At 45.1% G+C, this 19143-nt stretch carries 5 protein-coding genes; 1 reads left to right on the forward strand and 4 read right to left on the reverse strand.

Annotation, left to right across the window (positions count from 1 at the left end; genetic code table 11):
* Positions 1 to 234 precede the first annotated feature (234 nt).
* Entirely contained in the window at positions 235 to 1224 is a 990-nt protein-coding gene (locus SIO70_RS22640) for a type IX secretion system membrane protein PorP/SprF (RefSeq protein WP_320574561.1), read from the reverse strand.
* Positions 1221 to 16487 carry an Ig-like domain-containing protein gene (locus SIO70_RS22645; RefSeq protein ID WP_320574562.1) on the reverse strand — a complete coding sequence of 5089 codons (15267 nt, stop codon included), beginning with the start codon at positions 16485 to 16487 and terminating at the stop codon, positions 1221 to 1223. Before SIO70_RS22645 ends, SIO70_RS22640 begins: the two co-directional genes overlap by 4 nt.
* A 385-nt stretch (positions 16488 to 16872) precedes the next feature.
* Here SIO70_RS22645 and SIO70_RS22650 point away from each other — a divergent pair, with 385 nt between their 5' ends.
* On the forward strand, positions 16873 to 17487 hold the full coding sequence (locus SIO70_RS22650; RefSeq protein WP_320574564.1) for an alpha-ketoglutarate-dependent dioxygenase AlkB family protein: 615 nt from the start codon (positions 16873 to 16875) through the stop codon (positions 17485 to 17487).
* On the opposite strand, the gene SIO70_RS22655 is transcribed toward SIO70_RS22650, so the two are convergent.
* Together SIO70_RS22655 and SIO70_RS22660 are read right to left on the reverse strand one after the other, a co-directional pair.
* Complete coding sequence (locus tag SIO70_RS22655) at positions 17394 to 18422, reverse strand: DMT family transporter (RefSeq protein ID WP_320574566.1); 1029 nt, start codon at positions 18420 to 18422, stop codon at positions 17394 to 17396. The two genes, SIO70_RS22650 and SIO70_RS22655, sit on opposite strands and share 94 nt — an antisense overlap.
* A 99-nt stretch (positions 18423 to 18521) precedes the next feature.
* The gene (locus SIO70_RS22660) at positions 18522 to 19064 is read right to left on the reverse strand and encodes a hypothetical protein (protein ID WP_320574568.1); all 543 of its coding nucleotides are present in this window, start codon (positions 19062 to 19064) and stop codon (positions 18522 to 18524) included.
* Positions 19065 to 19143: the final 79 nt, after the last annotated feature.

A 19143-nucleotide genomic window follows, 5' to 3' on the forward strand; every position in this document is an offset into this window, starting at 1 on the left:
TGTCGGGACAGCTTCCGCAATTTTTCAGTAGAACTAGTAAGGGTAATAATCTGTTGCTGTATAGCCTGGGTTGTTACTTCACGTTGGACCTTCCTGGCGCGTTTATATAATTTTTTGACGAGACCTTTGATCGTCAGGGTATCCAGCGATTTATCGGGATCTTTGGACAACACTTACAGTACTTTGATACAGGCATCCCACTCAGCCTGCGAAAATTCATTTGACATAGCTACATTAAAATACTTTGGGGCATGAGATACCCAATTTACGCAAATTTACATGATCCTTGTTTGTAGGAATGGTAAATCCAATGGATATTTCATGAGATCCGTTGCTATAGCTCTGTAAAGGGCCAATGGAAAAGTCATAGGCATAACCGATACGGAGGGTCGGCATCGGGAATATTTCAATCGCAGCAACGGCGGCGTCCCTGGTGGTCAGCGTCTTTTGCAGATAGGCTTTATCGTATAGGGAGACACTGGTTCTGTAAGACCCTCCCAGCCAGAGTTTATCTGTAATCAGCAGAAAAGCGTTGACATCCAAACTGGTGGGTCCTCCCCTGTCGTCTTTCAATAAGAAAGAAGGTTTGAGAGAAAGCTGGTCATTCAGTTTGAACAAAGCACCGGCGGTGACATAATAATGTGGACGTGGTGTAGCGATATATACATATTTAGACTTGTTGATATGCGGTGCAACGAGGTTGTCTACAGAAACGCCGGCATAGAAATTATCATCTGCATAAAATACACCCGCCCTGGCATCGGGAACGGTGGTCGTCAAAGTACCGACAGGCATATCGTCTTCAGGATTGGTGGTGGTAAGCAAAGACGTGTTCACTGCGAGGTTCACCAGGCCACCGCTAATGCCGAAAGACAAACGGGAAGTACCGTCTTCATTCATGCGTATGCGGTAGGCATAACTGGCATAGAGGGTTTGGTTGGTCTGTGCACCGAGTTTGTCGGCGACCGCCTGGATGCCCCAGCCTACATTTCCGTCGTTGGCAATATTATCGGCAGAAACAGAGAAGCTCCGGGGAGCTCCTTCTATTCCAGTCCACTGTGCCCGATAGAACGCATGCAGGTATAATTCCTCTTTATAGCCTGCATACGCCGGGTTGATGTAGATGCCGTTAAACATATATTGACTGAACTGCGCTTCTTGTTGGGCAAATGTCGATTTGCCCAACGCCATACATAGCAACAATATAAAACCTCTTTTCATCATTTCTTGAATTTGCGGAGGATGGTCGTGAAACCTTTGAAGACTTCCCAATCCGCGCCGCCTTGTTTCTTAACGCGTAATAAGTAATAGTAGGTGCCTTCACTTAATCCATCTCCGGTCCAGGTATTGGAATAGTTATGCTGGCGGTATACTTCGTTACCCCAACGGTTTACAATGATCAATTCATTTTCGGTGTATTTCTCCAGGCCGACGATTTCGAATACGTCGTTCTTACCATCGCCGTTTGGCGTGAATAAGGTTGGCACGGCGATATAGACAGCACCTATATGAATGATTACAGTAGCGACGTTGGAAATATAGCCGTCGGCATCTGTGATGGTATAGGTGAAGGTGTCGTCACCAACATAGCCCTGGTCAGGAGTGTATTCGGTATAACCATTTACATCTCTGGATATAGTACCATGTTGTACTTCACTGATGATGGTGTAGGTGCCCAGTGTAGAAGTACCTAAGTCATCGTTATCTATGAAATTGAAACTGATCTTCGTATTCATCCGGGTATCGTACTCGTCGTCTTTGGCTTTTGGTGCTCCCGGAACCGTGATCGTTGTTGGTGTATCATTGCCGGCGGTAGTACCCGAGATGTCGGACACGGTGACATGATCTGTGGTTGCCCCACTTACGGTAGCAGTGTTGGTCACTGATTCGTTTTCTCTGTCGGTCTGTGTGAGGGTGTAAGTAGCGGTTTGCGTAACCACAGCACCTGATTGCAGGGTGGCAGAGATAGTGGTGTTCAGGTTGACCATTGGATCGGCGAGGATGACATTGATTAACGGAACATCGCCAGTGTTTGTGGTCGTGAAGGTGTAGGTGATGACATTACCATTGAGAACGGCGGTTTTCACCAATGTGATGCCCGGGTGAGTGATTACCTGGGTGACAGTGATGTAGACGGTAATAGTAATGCTGTACTGACCATCAGAGATGGTGACAGTGAAGCTGTCGTTGCCTACATAGCCGGTTGTTGGTGTGTAGGTGAATGAACCGTTCATATTTACGACTACCGTACCGTATGATGGGTCGGTGGCTTTAGTATATGTGAGCACATCGCCATCTATGTCAGCGCCAGTAACATTACCGGTGTAAGCGGTATTTTTTGGAGTGGTGATGTTCAGGTCAGTGCCGGTAGGTGCGTCGTTGACAGGTGTCACGGTCACGTTAACGGTAATGGTAGTTGTGCCACTGTGTCCATCGCTGATTACGATAGTAAAGGCGTCCGTACCATTATAGTTTGCATTTGGCGTATAAGTGAAAGTACCATCTGCATTGACAGTGGCTGTACCGTTCGTAGGGTTTGAGCCTTTGCTGAAAGTGAGGGCGTCGCCATCTGGGTCGGTACCTATGACACTGCCATTGTATGGGGTGTCTTCGGGAGTGGTAACGATCTGGTTGAAGGCGGTTGGTGCATCATTGACAGGTGTAACGGTGATGTTGATAGTTACTATTGCTGTACCGCCATTGCCATCATTGATTTCGATAGCGAAGCTATCGGCGCCGTTGTAGTTTGCAGCTGGCGTGTAAGTATAAGTTCCATTTGTATTTACGGTAGCGATGCCGTGTGCTGGGTCGGTAGCCTTGCTATAAGTCAGCGCGTCACCATCTGCGTCAGAGCCTGTTACACTGCCATTGTATGGCGTGTCTTCAGGGGTTGTGATGTTTTGATCTGTGCCAGTTGGGGCATCGTTTACAGCAGTTACAGTGATGTTGATAGTTACTGTTGCAGTGCCACCATTGCCGTCATTGATCTCGATAGTGAAGCTATCTGGTCCATTGTAGTTTGCAGCAGGAATATAAGTATATGTTCCGGCTGCGTTTACGGTAGCGGTACCGTGGGCTGGATCAGTTGCCTTGCTGTAGGTAAGCGCATCTCCATCCACATCAGAACCTACGACACTACCATTGTATTGGGTATCTTCTGGTGTTGTGATCGTCTGATCTGCGCCGGTTGGGGCATCATTCACAGCTGTTACGGTGATATTGATCGTTACTGTTGCAATGCCGCCATTGCCGTCATTGATCTCGATAGTGAAACTATCGGGACCATTATAGTCTGCAGTTGGAGTATAAGTATATGTTCCATCAGCATTGACGGTAGCGGTACCGTGGGCTGGGTCGGTAGCTTTGTTATAAGTCAGCGCGTCACCATCTGCGTCAGAGCCTGTTACACTGCCATTGTATGGCGTGTCTTCAGGGGTTGTGATGTTTTGATCTGTGCCAGTTGGGGCATCGTTTACTGCGGTTACAGTGATGTTGATAGTTACTGTTGCAGTACCGCCATTACCATCATTGATCTCGATAGTGAAACTATCAGGACCATTGTAGTTTGCAGCAGGAGTATAAGTATATGTTCCGGCTGCATTTACGGTAGCGGTACCGTGGGCTGGATCAGTTGCCTTGCTGTAAGTCAGCGCATCTCCATCCACATCAGAACCTACGACACTACCATTGTATTGGGTATCTTCTGGTGTTGTGATCGTCTGATCTGCGCCGGTTGGGGCATCATTCACAGCTGTTACGGTGATATTGATCGTTACTGTTGCAATGCCGCCATTGCCGTCATTGATCTCGATAGTGAAACTATCGGGACCATTATAGTCTGCAGTTGGAGTATAAGTATATGTTCCATCAGCATTGACGGTAGCGGTGCCGTGGGCTGGGTCGGTAGCTTTGTTATAAGTCAGCGCGTCACCATCTGCGTCAGAGCCTGTTACACTGCCATTGTATGGCATGTCTTCAGGGGTTGTGATGTTTTGATCTGTGCCAGTTGGGGCATCGTTTACTGCGGTTACAGTGATGTTGATAGTTACTGTTGCAGTACCGCCATTACCATCATTGATCTCGATAGTGAAACTATCAGGACCATTGTAGTTTGCAGCAGGAGTATAAGTATATGTTCCATCTGCGTTTACGGTAGCGGTACCGTGTGCTGGATCGGTTGCCTTGCTGTAAGTCAGCGCATCTCCATCCACATCATTACCTACTACACTACCATTATAAGCTACATCTTCAGGAGTAGTAATGTTCTGGTCTGCGCCAGTTGGAGCATCGTTTACTGCGGTTACAGTGATATTGATCGTTACTGTGGTAGTACCACCATTGCCATCATTGATTTCGATAGTGAAGCTATCAGGTCCATTATAGTCTGCAGCAGGAGTATAAGTATATGTTCCATCAGCATTGACGGTGGCGGTACCGTGGGCTGGATCAGAATCTTTGCTGTAGGTCAGCGCATCTCCATCTACGTCATTACCTACGACGCTGCCATTGTATTGAGTATCCTCTGGTGTGGTGATCGTCTGGTCTGCTCCGGTTGGGGCATCATTTACCGCTGTTACGGTGATATTGATCGTTACTGTTGCAGTGCCGCCATTGCCGTCATTGATCTCGATAGTGAAGCTATCAGGTCCATTATAGTCTGTAGCAGGAGTATAAGTGTATGTTCCGTCTGCGTTTACGGTAGCGGTACCGTGGGCTGGATCAGAATCTTTGCTGTAAGTCAGCACATCACCATCCACATCATTACCTACTACACTACCATTAAAAGCTACATCTTCAGGAGTAGTAATGTTCTGGTCTGCGCCAGTTGGAGCATCGTTTACTGCTGTTACAGTGATGGTGATCGTTACTGTGGTAGTACCACCATTGCCATCATTGATTTCGATAGTGAAGCTATCGGGACCATTATAGTCTGCAGTTGGAGTATAAGTATATGTTCCATCAGCATCGACGGTAGCGGTACCGTGGGATGGATCAGAATCTTTGCTGTAGGTCAGCGCATCTCCATCTACGTCATTACCTACGACGCTGCCATTGTATTGAGTATCCTCTGGTGTGGTGATCGTCTGGTCTGAACCGGTTGGGGCATCATTCACAGCTGTTACGGTGATATTGATCGTTACTGTTGCAATGCCGCCATTGCCGTCATTGATCTCGATAGTGAAGCTATCAGGTCCATTATAGTCTGCAGCAGGAGTATAAGTGTATGTTCCATCTGCGTTTACGGTAGCGGTACCGTGGGCTGGATCAGAATCTTTGCTGTAGGTCAGCACATCTCCATCCACATCATTACCTACTACACTACCATTATAAGCTACATCTTCAGGAGTAGTAATGTTCTGGTCTGCGCCAGTTGGAGCATCGTTTACTGCGGTTACAGTGATATTGATCGTTACTGTGGTAGTACCACCATTGCCATCATTGATTTCGATAGTGAAGCTATCGGGACCATTATAGTCTGCAGTTGGAGTATAAGTATATGTTCCATCTGCATTGACGGTAGCGGTACCGTGGGATGGATCGGTAGCTTTGCTATAAGTCAGCACACCACCATCCACGTCATTACCTACTACACTACCATTGTATGCTACATCTTCAGGCGTAGTAATATTCTGGTCTGAACCTGTTGGATCATCATTTACTGCGGTTACAGTGATGTTGATAGTTACTGTTGCAGTACCGCCATTGCCATCATTGATCTCGATAGTGAAACTATCAGGACCATTGTAGTTTGCAGCAGGAGTATAAGTATATGTTCCATCTGCGTTTACGGTAGCGGTACCGTGGGCTGGATCAGTTGCCTTGCTGTAAGTCAGCGCATCACCATCCACGTCTGAACCTACTACACTACCATTGTAAGCTACATCTTCAGGAGTAGTAATGTTCTGGTCTGCACCAGTTGGAGCATCATTCACAGCTGTTACAGTGATGTTGATAGTTACTGTGGTAGTACCACCATTGCCATCATTGATTTCGATAGTGAAGCTATCGGGACCATTATAGTCTGCAGTTGGAGTATAAGTATATGTTCCATCAGCATTGACGGTAGCGGTACCGTGGGCTGGATCGGTAGCTTTGTTATAAGTCAGCACATCACCATCTGCGTCATTACCTACGACACTACCATTGTATTGAGTATCCTCTGGTGTGGTTATCGTCTGGTCTGAACCTGTTGGATCATCATTTACTGCTGTTACAGTGATATTAATTGTTACTGTTGCAGTACCACCATTACCATCATTGATCTCGATAGTGAAGCTATCAGGTCCATTATAGTTACTTGCAGGAGTATAAGTGTATGTTCCATCTGCATTGACGATAGCGGTGCCGTGAGTAGGATCGATGGACTTGCTATAAGTCAGCACATCACCATCCACATCATTACCTACTACATTGCCATTATATGCTACATCTTCAGGTGTAGTAACATCCTGGTCTACGCCGGTTGGATCATCATTTACTGCGGTTACAGTGATATTGATTGTTACCGTTGCAGCACCACCATTGCCATCATTGATCTCGATAGTGAAACTATCTGGTCCATTGTAATTGCTTGCAGGAGTATAAGTATATGTTCCATCAGCATTGACGGTAGCGGTACCGTGGGCTGGATCGGTAGCTTTGTTATAAGTCAGCACATCACCATCTGCGTCATTACCTACGACACTACCATTGTATTGAGTATCCTCTGGTGTGGTTATCGTCTGGTCTGAACCTGTTGGATCATCATTTACTGCTGTTACAGTGATATTGATTGTTACTGTTGCAGTACCACCATTACCATCATTGATCTCGATAGTAAAGCTATCAGGACCATTGTAATTGGTTGCCGGGGTATAATTATATGTACCATCTGCGTTGACGGTAGCGGTTCCGTGAGCTGGATCAGAATCTTTGCTGTAGGTAAGCGCATCTCCATCCACATCAGAACCTACTACAGTACCATTATAAGCTACATCTTCAGGTGTAGTAATGTTCTGGTCTGCGCCAGTTGGAGCATCGTTTACAGCTGTTACAGTGATGTTGATCGTTACTGTGGTAGTACCACCATTGCCATCATTGATTTCGATAGTGAAGCTATCGGGACCATTATAATTGCTTGCAGGAGTGTAAGTGTATGTTCCGTCTGCATTGACTGTAGCAGTGCCGTGAGTAGGATCGGTGGCTTTGCTGTAAGTCAGCGCATCACCATCCACATCATTACCTACGACACTTCCATTGTATTGAATATCCTCTGGTGTTGTAATATTCTGGTCTGCGCCGGTTGGAGCATCGTTTACCGCTGTTACAGTAATGTTGATAGTTACTGTGGTAGTACCACCATTGCCATCGTTAATTTCGATAGTAAAGCTATCAGGACCATTATAGTCTGCAGCTGGAGTGTAAGTATATGTTCCATCAGCATTAATTGCAGCAGTGCCATGAGTAGGATCGGTGTCTTTGCTGTAAGTCAGCGCATCTCCATCCACATCAGAACCTACTACAGTACCATTATAAGCTACATCTTCAGGTGTAGTAATGTTCTGGTCTGCGCCAGTTGGAGCATCGTTTACAGCTGTTACAGTGATGTTGATCGTTACTGTGGTAGTACCACCATTGCCATCATTGATCTCAATCGTAAAGCTATCAGGACCATTATAGTTCGCGGCTGGGGTATAAGTATATGTTCCATCTGCATTGACGGTAGCTGTACCATGTGCTGGATCACTTGCCTTACTGTATGCCAGCGCATCACCATCCACGTCAGAACCCACCACACTTCCATTATAAGCTACATCTTCAGGTGTGGTAATATTCTGGTCTACGCCTGTTGGAGCATCATTTACCGCTGTTACGGTAATATTGATCGTTACTGTTGTAGTACCGCCATTGCCGTCATTGATCTCGATAGTAAAGCTATCAGGACCATTGTAATTGCTTGCAGGAGTGTAAGTGTATGTTCCGTCAGCATTAACTGTAGCGGTACCATGAGATGGATCAGTAGCTTTGCTATAAGTCAGCGCATCACCATCTACGTCTGAGCCGATCACACTACCATTGTATGGAGTGTCTTCAGGGGTTGTGACGTTTTGATCTGTGCCAGTTGGGGCATCATTTACCGATGTTACAGTAATATTGATTGTTACCGTTGCCGTACCTCCATTTCCATCATTAATTTCGATAGTGAAGCTATCAGCACCATTGTAGTTTGCAGTAGGAGTATAAGTATATGTTCCATCAGAATTTACGGTAGCTGTACCATGTGCTGGATCAGTTGCCTTGTTATAAGTCAGCACATCACCATCCACATCATTACCTACTACACTACCATTATAAGCTACATCCTCAGGAGTAGTAATGTTCTGGTCTGCGCCAGTTGGAGCATCGTTTACAGCTGTTACGGTGATATCGATAGTTATTGTGGTAGTTCCACCATTGCCATCATTGATCTCGATAGTGAAACTATCTGGTCCATTATAGCTGGCTGCTGGCGTGTAAGTGTATGTTCCGTCTGCATTTACGGTAGCGGTACCATGCCCTGGATCAGTGGCTTTGTTGTATATCAGCGCGTCACCATCCACGTCATTACCTACTACACTACCATTGTATGCTACATCTTCAGGCGTAGTAATATTCTGGTCTAAACCTGTTGGATCATCATTTACTGCGGTTACGGTGATATTGATTGTTACTGTTGCAGTACCGCCATTGCCGTCATTGATCTCGATAGTGAAACTATCTGGTCCATTGTAGTTGCTTGCAGGAGTATATGTGTATGTTCCATCTGTATTGACGGTAGCTGTACCGTGTGCAGGATCGGTAGTTTTGTTGTATGTCAGCGCATCTCCATCCACATCATTACCTACTACACTACCATTGTATTGAGTATCCTCGGGTGTGGTGATCGTCTGGTCTGAACCTGTTGGATCATCATTTACTGCGGTTACAGTGATATTAATTGCTACTGTTGCAGTACCACCATTACCATCATTGATCTCGATAGTGAAGCTATCAGCACCATAATAGTTGCTTGCAGGAGTATAAGTGTATGTTCCATCAGCATTAACTGTAGCGGTGCCGTGCCCTGGATCGGTGGCCTTGCTATAAGTCAGCGCATCACCATCCACGTCTGAGCCTACCACACTGCCATTATAAACTACATCTTCAGGTGTGGTAATGTTCTGATCAGCTCCGGTTGGATCATCATTTACTACGGTTACAGTGATATTGATGCTTACTGTTGCTGTACCGCCATTACCATCATTGATCTCGATAGTGAAGCTATCAGGACCATTATAGTTCGCAGCTGGGGTATAAGTATATGTTCCGTCTGCATTAACTGTAGCGGTGCCGTGCCCTGGATCGGTCGCTTTGCTGTATGTCAGTGCATCACCATCCACGTCATTACCTACGGCACTACCATTGTATGGAATATCTTCAGGGGTTGTGATGTTTTGATCTGCGCCAGTTGGAGCATCGTTTACCGCTGTTACAGTGATATTGATTGTTACCGTTGCTGTACCACCATTGCCATCGTTAATTTCGATAGTGAAGCTATCGGCACCATTATAGTCCGCAGCTGGAGTATAAGTATATGTTCCGTCTGCGTTTACGGTAGCGGTTCCGTGTGATGGATCAGTAGCTTTGCTGTAAGTCAGCGCATCACCATCCACATCTGAACCAACTACACTACCATTGTATGGTGTGTCTTCAGGGGTTGTGATGTTTTGATCTGTGCCAGTTGGGGCATCATTTACCGCTGTTACAGTTATATTGATTGTTACCGTTGCTGTACTGCCATTACCATCATTGATCTCGATAGTGAAACTATCAGGACCATTATAGTTCGCAGCTGGGGTATAAGTATATGTTCCGTCTGCATTAACTGTAGCGGTGCCGTGCCCTGGATCGGTCGCTTTGCTGTATGTCAGTGCATCACCATCCACGTCATTACCTACGGCACTACCATTGTATGGAATATCTTCAGGGGTTGTGATGTTTTGATCTGCGCCAGTTGGAGCATCGTTTACCGCTGTTACAGTGATATTGATTGTTACCGTTGCTGTACCACCATTGCCATCGTTAATTTCGATAGTGAAGCTATCGGCACCATTATAGTCCGCAGCTGGAGTATAAGTATATGTTCCGTCTGCGTTTACGGTAGCGGTTCCGTGTGATGGATCAGTAGCTTTGCTGTAAGTCAGCGCATCACCATCCACATCTGAACCAACTACACTACCATTGTATGGTGTGTCTTCAGGGGTTGTGATGTTTTGATCTGTGCCAGTTGGGGCATCATTTACCGCTGTTACAGTTATATTGATTGTTACCGTTGCTGTACTGCCATTACCATCATTGATCTCGATAGTGAAACTATCAGGACCATTATAGTTCGCAGCAGGAGTATAAGTGTAAGTTCCGTCTGCATTGACGGTAGCTGTACCATGTGCCGGATCAGTAGCCTTGCTATAAGTCAGCGCGTCACCATCCACGTCATTACCTACAATGCTTCCATTGTATTGAGTATCCTCTGGTGTGGTGATCGTCTGATCAGCTCCAGTCGGAGCATCATTTACTGCGGTTACTGTGATATTGATTGTTACTGTTGCACTACCGCCATTGCCATCATTGATCTCAATAGTAAAACTATCAGGACCATTATAGTTGCTTGCAGGAGTATAAGTGTATGTTCCATCTGCATTGACAGTAGCTGTACCGTGTGCAGGATCGGTAGCCTTGCTGTAAGTCAGCGCATCACCATCCACATCATTACCTACGACACTACCATTGTATGGAGTATCTTCAGGGGTTGTGATGTTTTGATCTGCGCCAGTTGGAGCATCGTTTACCGCTGTTACAGTGATATTGATTGTTAACGTTATCGTACCGCCATTACCATCATTGATCTCGATAGTGAAGCTATCGGGACCATTGTAGTTTGCAGCAGGAGTATAAGTATATGTTCCGTCTGCGTTTACGGTAGCTGTACCATGAGCTGGATCGGTAGCTTTGCTGTAAGCCAGCGCATCGCCATCCACATCTGAACCAACTACACTACCATTGTATGGAGTGTCTTCAGGGGTTGTGATGTTTTGATCTGCGCCAGTTGGAGCATCGTTTACCGCTGTTACAGTGATATTGATTGTTACCGTTGCTGTACCGCCATTACCATCATTGATCTCGATAGTGAAGCTATCAGCACCATTGAAGTTTGCAGCTGGGGTATAAGTATATGTTCCGTCTGCGTTTACGGTTGCTGTACCGTGTGCAGGATCGGTCCCTTTGCTATAAGTCAGCGCATCACCATCCAAGTCTGAACCTACCACACTACCATTATAAGCTACATCCTCAGGAGTAGCAATGTTCTGGTCTGCACCAGTCGGAGCGTCATTTACTGCAGTTACAGTGATATTGATAGTTACCGTTGTTGTACCGCCATTACCATCATTGATCTCGATAGTGAAGCTATCGGCACCATTATAGTTTGCAGCTGGAGTATAAGTATATGTTCCGTCTGCATTAACTGTAGCGGTGCCGTGCCCTGGATCGGTAGCTTTGCTGTAAGCCAGCGCATCGCCATCCACATCTGAACCAACTACACTACCATTGTATGGTGTGTCTTCAGGAGTTGTGATGTTTTGATCTGCGCCAGTTGGATCATCATTTACCGCTGTTACAGTGATATTGATTGTTACCGTTGCTGTACCGCCATTACCATCATTGATCCCGATAGTGAAACTATCAGGACCATTGTAGTTTGCAGCAGGAGTATAAGTATATGTTCCGTCTGCATTGACGGTAGCTGTACCGTGTGCAGGATCGGTAGCCTTGCTGTAAGTCAGCGCATCACCATCCACATCTGAACCAACTACACTACCATTGTATGGTGTGTCTTCAGGGGTTGTGATGTTTTGATCTGTGCCAGTTGGGGCATCATTTACCGCTGTTACAGTTATATTGATTGTTACCGTTGCTGTACCGCCATTACCATCATTGATCCCGATAGTGAAACTATCAGGACCATTATAGTTCGCAGCAGGAGTATAAGTGTATGTTCCATCTGCATTGACAGTAGCTGTACCGTGTGCAGGATCGGTAGCCTTGCTGTAAGTCAGCGCATCACCATCCACATCATTACCTACGACACTACCATTGTATTGAGTATCCTCGGGTGTGGTAATAGTCTGGTCTGCACCAGTCGGAGCGTCATTTACTGCTGTTACGGTGATGTTGATTGTTACTGTTGCAGTACCACCATTACCATCATTGATCTCGATAGTAAAGCTATCAGGGCCATTGTAATTGGTTGCCGGGGTATAAGTATATGTTCCATCTGCGTTGACGATAGCGGTTCCGTGTGATGGATCGGTCGCTTTGCTATAAGTCAGTGCATCCCCATCCACATCTGAACCAACTACACTTCCAGAATAAGCCACATCCTCAGGAGTCGTAATATTCTGATCAACCCCGGTAGGTGCATCATTCACAGGAGTCACCGTAATACGGAGCGTACCTACACTACACATGCCCGGCGTCCCATTATCACACACATTATACTTCACACTATCCACCCCATTATAATTCGCCGCCGGTGTATAAGTATAACTACCATTCGTATTCAACACAATCGTACCATGCACCGGACCTGTCTGCACACTAGCCGTCAGCGCATCCCCTTCTACATCCGTATCATTTGTCAATACATTTCCCGTACCTACATTATCTTCTAATATAGTCAGCACATCATCCACCGCCACCGGCGCATCATTCACTGCTGTGATTGTAATACGAAGCGTACCTACACTACACATATTCGGCGTACCATTATCACACACACTATACTTCACACTATCCACCCCATTATAATTCGCCGCCGGTGTATAAGTATAACTACCATTCGTATTCAACACAATCGTACCATGCACCGGACCTGTCTGCACACTAGCCGTCAGCGCATTTCCCTCCACATCTGTATCATTTGTCAATACATTTCCCGTACCTACATTATCTTCTAATATAGTCAGCACATCATCCACCGCCACCGGCGCATCATTCACCGCTGTAATACCTAATGTAACAGTTTTAGTATCCTGCTTTGCACCCCCTGCACCCGTATTCCCATTATCATTGACATTTACTGTCAATGTAACCGTTGCAGGCGGATTCTGTGATGAAGAATAAGTAACTTTATTCGCAGTCAAAAATGCATTAATATCCGTAATTGTACCCGTCAATACCAACGCACTACCCGTACCACTCACCACTACTCCCGATCCCGACACCGCACTCACAGATCCATCCGGCACTGAAAAAGTAACCGTCACACTACCCGTACCCGCGTCCACATCCGCAAATGATATATCCTTCAATGAAGCCGGAATATCCTCTGTTACTGCAATACTCGTCGGCACTGTAATTACCGGCGCATCATTCACCGCTGTAATCACAATAGTCATCTTCGCCGCCGCCGCTGAATAAGAAGTTCCATCTGATGCCCTCCAGTCAAAACTGGTCGTTCCATTCCAATTGGCCGTCGGAATAAACGTGATATTCCCCAACTGTGACGCCAGAATCTCCTGCCCCGCTGTAATCACCACTCCATTCAACCGGAAACTACCATTCAATGGCAAAGTAACAATTCGGATCTTATTCAACGCAGTTCCATCCGCATCTGAATATTGTGATGTAAAATTAGTCGCTGTAAATGCCAGGGTATTATCTTCTATTCCTGTCACCGTACTATTCGTCACTACCGGTAAGTTATTGACTGTCGCCATAACCGTATAGGAATAATCCGCCCGGCCCGTATCCGCATCATTATTCAATATCCGCACAACTGCCACATAAGCACCTACTGTATGAGAAGCAGCATTGAACGTAACCGTAAAGCTCGTACTGCCACCCGCTGTTATAGAGGAACCTGTTGGCTGCGCACTCACCGTAAAACCTGCATCACCACTGATTGCCACATTCGGTGTACCTGTCAGGTTAATTACCCCGGTACCCACGTTGTTGATCACAAATGTATTTGTTACCGTACCCGCCGTTACCGTACCAAAATCAGTTCCATCTACTGTCGTCACCGTACCACTATTATCATTAATCAATGTACCATTACCCGTTACATTGATACGCGGATCTGTTGTGATGATGATCGTTGTAGTTGAAGCCGGCCCTGTCTCTGTACCATCATTCAATGTTGTCGTGATGATACGGTTCGTTGTATTCGGTGCACTATTGCTGTTTCTATATTCAATCAGTTTCAGCGCAGCAATATAATTCGCCTGCGAAGCAGACCCCGTCAGTGTGATTGTGCTGGTACCACTGCCGGTTGCAGTAATACCTGCTGGCAATGTACCATTGATGTACAATCCTTCACTACCTGCATCCAGCACATTCGTGAGCGTAATCACCGCCGTCTCCATATTATCTCCATCATAATCTACGATGCTCAGATCCGTATCAGTGATCTTCGCACCTGAGCTACCCGCATTGAAATAATTCAGGTAATTATAATTGCCCGTAGCACCTGAACTGTTATCCGCATCCAGGTTCGCCTTCGGACAATTATTGACATCCATTGCCTTTGTGATCAGGTTATTATCGAAGTAACACTCCTTATAACCCGTATTCTGACTGGCCAGGGAAGATAATGTAAAAGGCGTACCCACTGCATGTCCTACCCCACCACTTACAAAACTACCATTATCATTGATGATCAGGGTGACGTCGAAATCCAGGTTATCAAATGCACTCAGATCCATGTCATAGGTAAATGTTTTACATTCTCCCTGCAGGATCGTCTGGTTGAAGGTGCCGGTATATAATAAAATAGCTGCGGGATCCGTAGTAGGATCCCCGTGATATATCGAAATCGGCATGCCCGCACTGGCATTGCCCGCACCCGGGTTACAGACTTCCACACTTGCCCTCACGATATTACAGGAGCTACCTTTTGTAAATGAAATATCAGCGGCATTAAAAGCAATATCCGGTCGGGCGCCATAATAATCCATGGATTCCAGGATCTGATAATCCGGGTTGGCCAGACCAGTTTTATTAGTCACCGTCAGCGTGGTTTTATCGGCTGAGAGGGAAAAAGAAATATCATATCCATAACCACCCTTATAACCTACTGTATTCGCATGGTTCCGCGCACTGGTTCCATCCAGTGGTACGCTTTTAAAAGCAAAGTTGTCATCTCTCCTGGTAGCACCATCCAAACCTACCTGCTGATAAAAATAACCTGTAGCGGTACTTGTTGACAGATCGATGTATGCATATGCAGCCAGTGAGTTTTCATTACTTTCACGATCGGTATTCACCGCGTTTCCCGTTTCATTCAGGTACATGGAGGTTGTACCAAGCGGAATAGAAAATGTTTTGGCAACCCCTGCTGAAGAACTGGTACCCTTGGCTATAAATGCAAAATCGGTATTGAAGAATTCTGCACTCATCCCCTGTCCTACTCTTTTGTAAAATTCTACGACATATGCATCGTCAAAGTCACGGGCATAATTCGCATCACGCTTAATGACCAGGTTCGTTCCCGAGATGTAAATCTGCGGGTTGCATACCCCTACTGCTCCGGTGGTACCCAGTTTGGTGGAATAATCACCAGTAATCGCTGCTGATGAAAGGAAACTCATGGTGGATGCACTGGACAGGTTATTGATCACATAAGTCGATCTTCTGTCTACAGAACCACCATTCGCCAAAGTGATTACGCCATCCGTCAAAGCTGCATCCAGGTCGATGGTAAAGCGCATATTGGAATAACCTTCCTCTGTTCCGGAATTTGTATTCAGATCGGTATTACTGGTATTGGTACCCTTACCCTGGATACTGATAATATTAGTACCAGTTGGAATGGCAATAACCAGGTCTGTATTAGCAGTACCCGTGCCATGCAATAACGCTTTTACCTGGGGATCGAGTGGAGTCAGTGAATTATTATAAGGAGAACAATATTCTACATAATAAGAAGAATGCGTTGTAGTAACGGTCTCTGTAATGGTAAGCGTGCTGCCGGAAATTGCAAACTTCACATTGTTCAGGTCAGTTGGTGTGGCATCCCCTACCTTGTTTCCGGCAGGGATAAAACTGCCAAGGGCAACTTTCTGCCACCCATACACATTCGTTCCCGAACCATCAGTATTCGTATTCTTAGCCACATTCACGTAACCGGATGACGTTCCTCCTGAGATATCAATCACAGCACTGATATTGATGAAGTCCTCGTCTCCCTGAGGGTTATCACTACCTGTAGTGATACCTGTCTCGGAAGAAACATACACATTGATGGAAGAAGTCCCTGCTGGAATAATAAAAACAGGGGCAGCACCTCCGGGTGCTCTGTATTTAGCTTCTACGCTCAAAATGTCTGCCTTTTTTCCACCGCTGGGGCTGCATGGACTGGTCGGCATTTGACCAAATGTCATCAACGAACAAAGCAATAAGCCGAAGCTTAACAGTAATGTATTCTTCATAAAGATAGAGATAGGCGTCCCTTACAGATAGCCGTTAAATAGTTAGGTACAGGGTATAACTTATCGTCACGTATTCAGAGGGAAATGGGGAATTGAAGATCACCGAACGCTTTTTATTCATCCAAGCTACATTGTCAAAAAATGGGATTCCATCCTACTTACGAAAGGTTATAAACTGGACCTACCCGCGACAAAAGTATTAAAATTTCATATTATATTAAAATTATTTTAAAACAGTTATTTTATGAATATTATTATCAGACATTGGCGTGAAAACATATTAATTTTCATTAATGGTTACTCATAAATTATTTATTTTTCTGATAGGTCTCCTAAGTATGCCTGAAACAACAGTTTACTAAATTTTTTAGTATTTTTGTGAACTATGCTACTATTTAAAGACAATGAGCTGTTTGATCAGGGAAAAGTGAGGTACATTGACTATGCCCTGCCGGATACCACCCTCGAACTGCGGGAGCAGTTTTTCTCTAAAAGTGAGTCGGACCATTATTATAAACTCCTGAAAGAAAATACCCCCTGGAAACAGCATAACCGAAAGATGTATGATAAGGTACTACCAGATCCACGCTTAATCGCTTATTACGGGGGTGAAAACGGGCTTGAATGGACTCAGGAGCTATTGGACATCAAAGAGAAGGTAGAAGCTGCATGTGGGCTTTATTTTAACAGGGTATTGTTAAATTATTACAGGGATGGAAATGATTCCGTCGCATGGCATAGCGATACGCTACCTGCAGATGGCATACATCACCCGATTGCCTCGGTGACATTTGGCGAGACAAGATTATTTAAAGTGAGACATAAAACGAGAAAAGATGTGCTGCCGCTGGATATACCGTTGACTCATGGAAGCTTTTTGCTAATGGGTAAAACTATGCAGGATTTTTATGAACACCATGTACCAAAGACCAGCAGGAAGATTGGAGCGAGGATTAACCTGACTTTCAGGATTTCAGATACTGTTAAGAAGGTGTATTGATACACTTTGATCGTATCTATCTTCGCCACCCTCAAAGGCACAAAAGCAAACAATAACACCGTTGCCATCAACACCTTTTTCCCAAATCGGATATTCGGTATTACCATTCCCAATATCACTAATCCACATCCCACTACCTGCAAAGGACTCACCTGCTCAAACAATACTACATGCGCCGTTCCAATAGATACCGGTATTTCTACCGCTGCCAACACACTTCCTACACTCATTCCTATCAACGGAAACCCCTTGTTGAAAAATATTGGTGGTAAAATAGTGCCAAACAATGCCAGCAATAAACCATATCTCCATAATACTGATGGCATGAAACCCTCCACTATACGAATATTCCAGAATACCAATATTGCCAGCATACCTCCTAATACCAATAGCTTGGATCTATAAAACAATGGCCTGTGTATTGCAATATGATTTGCCGCATACATCGCCCCGGTATAACTCATGGCCGCCATCATCCCCCAGCATATACCTGTAAAATTCCATTCACCTCCTATAAAACCAGTTGCTAAAAACGTACCTCCCAGCACAACTACAATTGCCAGTAACTGCGCCAATGCAGGCCGTTTCTTTTCAATCACACAATCTACCAGTATCCCCATCCAGATCGTCTGCATCAATAAGATAATACACACCGATACCGGCAAATACTGTACAGCTAAATAATAAAAAGTACTCGTCAATCCCAGGCACGTGCCACCTAACAATAACTTATATTTATCTGTCGTGGTACCCGTGATCACCGGTTTCTTTTTCAGATCTAATAATGCCAATACTAAAAACCCTACTAAATACTGAGAGAGTGTAACGGATGCAGTAGAGAACCCCTCCTGCCCTGCAACTTTCACAAACGTGGCTAAGATGCCATAACTCGCCGCCCCAATAATTACATAAATAATTCCTTTCAGCTTTTCCATAACTCAAATGTCGATGCTAATTTTCAGCTGCTGCTTTACATATGTTGAGCGCTGTTTATGAGGTTTTTCTTATACGGCTCAACTGTGTAGGTGTTATACCTAAATAAGACGCAATCTGCTGTAGCTGTAACGGCCTGCCAGCGCAGGCGAAGCGCCTACAAAATGCTGGTACCGCTCCCTGGCGGACAAGTATTTATGCGCTATCTCAATATGCTCTTTTTCTACCACCCAATGCTTTCCCAGATAGTTAATCCAGAATAACGCCAGGTCATGATGCTTTTGCAACAGATGCTTAAACTCTGCAAAAGAATACTCTATTACAATACTATCCTCCAGCGCATCTATCGCATACCGGCTCTTTTCATGCATGATCAATGCCGATGTAGATGCAATAAATGTCTGCTCAGGAAAGAATTTTTTAATCACCGTATCTCCATTTTCATACTGAAAATAATATGAAAAAAGCCCCTGATATATGTATGAGATAAACACAGGCACCTCATCTGCAGATAAGTAATTTGTACCTGCCGGAATTTCCCTTATGCGTAACAGCTTTTCCAATGCCAGCATGGTATCTTTCTCTAAAGAGTAGTAAGTATTCACTGCTGTAATAAACGCATTGATGACTGCTTCCCTGTTCATTCCATGACTTTTATCAGGTAAAAATAAGCAGTATTTGGGTTTTCGGAATAAAAACTACCTTTGTACAAGTTCTTTTAAA

The organism is Chitinophaga sancti (assembly GCF_034087045.1).
GTDB classification, from domain to species: domain Bacteria; phylum Bacteroidota; class Bacteroidia; order Chitinophagales; family Chitinophagaceae; genus Chitinophaga; species Chitinophaga sancti_B.

Excerpts from the sequence above, each read along its gene's own strand:
- SIO70_RS22640 (WP_320574561.1), bottom strand. The coding sequence starts at position 1,224 with ATGATGAAAAGAGGTTTTATATTGTTGCTATGTATGGCGTTGGGCAAA.
- SIO70_RS22645 (WP_320574562.1), bottom strand. The coding sequence starts at position 16,487 with ATGAAGAATACATTACTGTTAAGCTTCGGCTTATTGCTTTGTTCGTTG.
- SIO70_RS22650 (WP_320574564.1), top strand. The coding sequence starts at position 16,873 with ATGCTACTATTTAAAGACAATGAGCTGTTTGATCAGGGAAAAGTGAGG.
- SIO70_RS22655 (WP_320574566.1), bottom strand. The coding sequence starts at position 18,422 with ATGGAAAAGCTGAAAGGAATTATTTATGTAATTATTGGGGCGGCGAGT.
- SIO70_RS22660 (WP_320574568.1), bottom strand. The coding sequence starts at position 19,064 with ATGAACAGGGAAGCAGTCATCAATGCGTTTATTACAGCAGTGAATACT.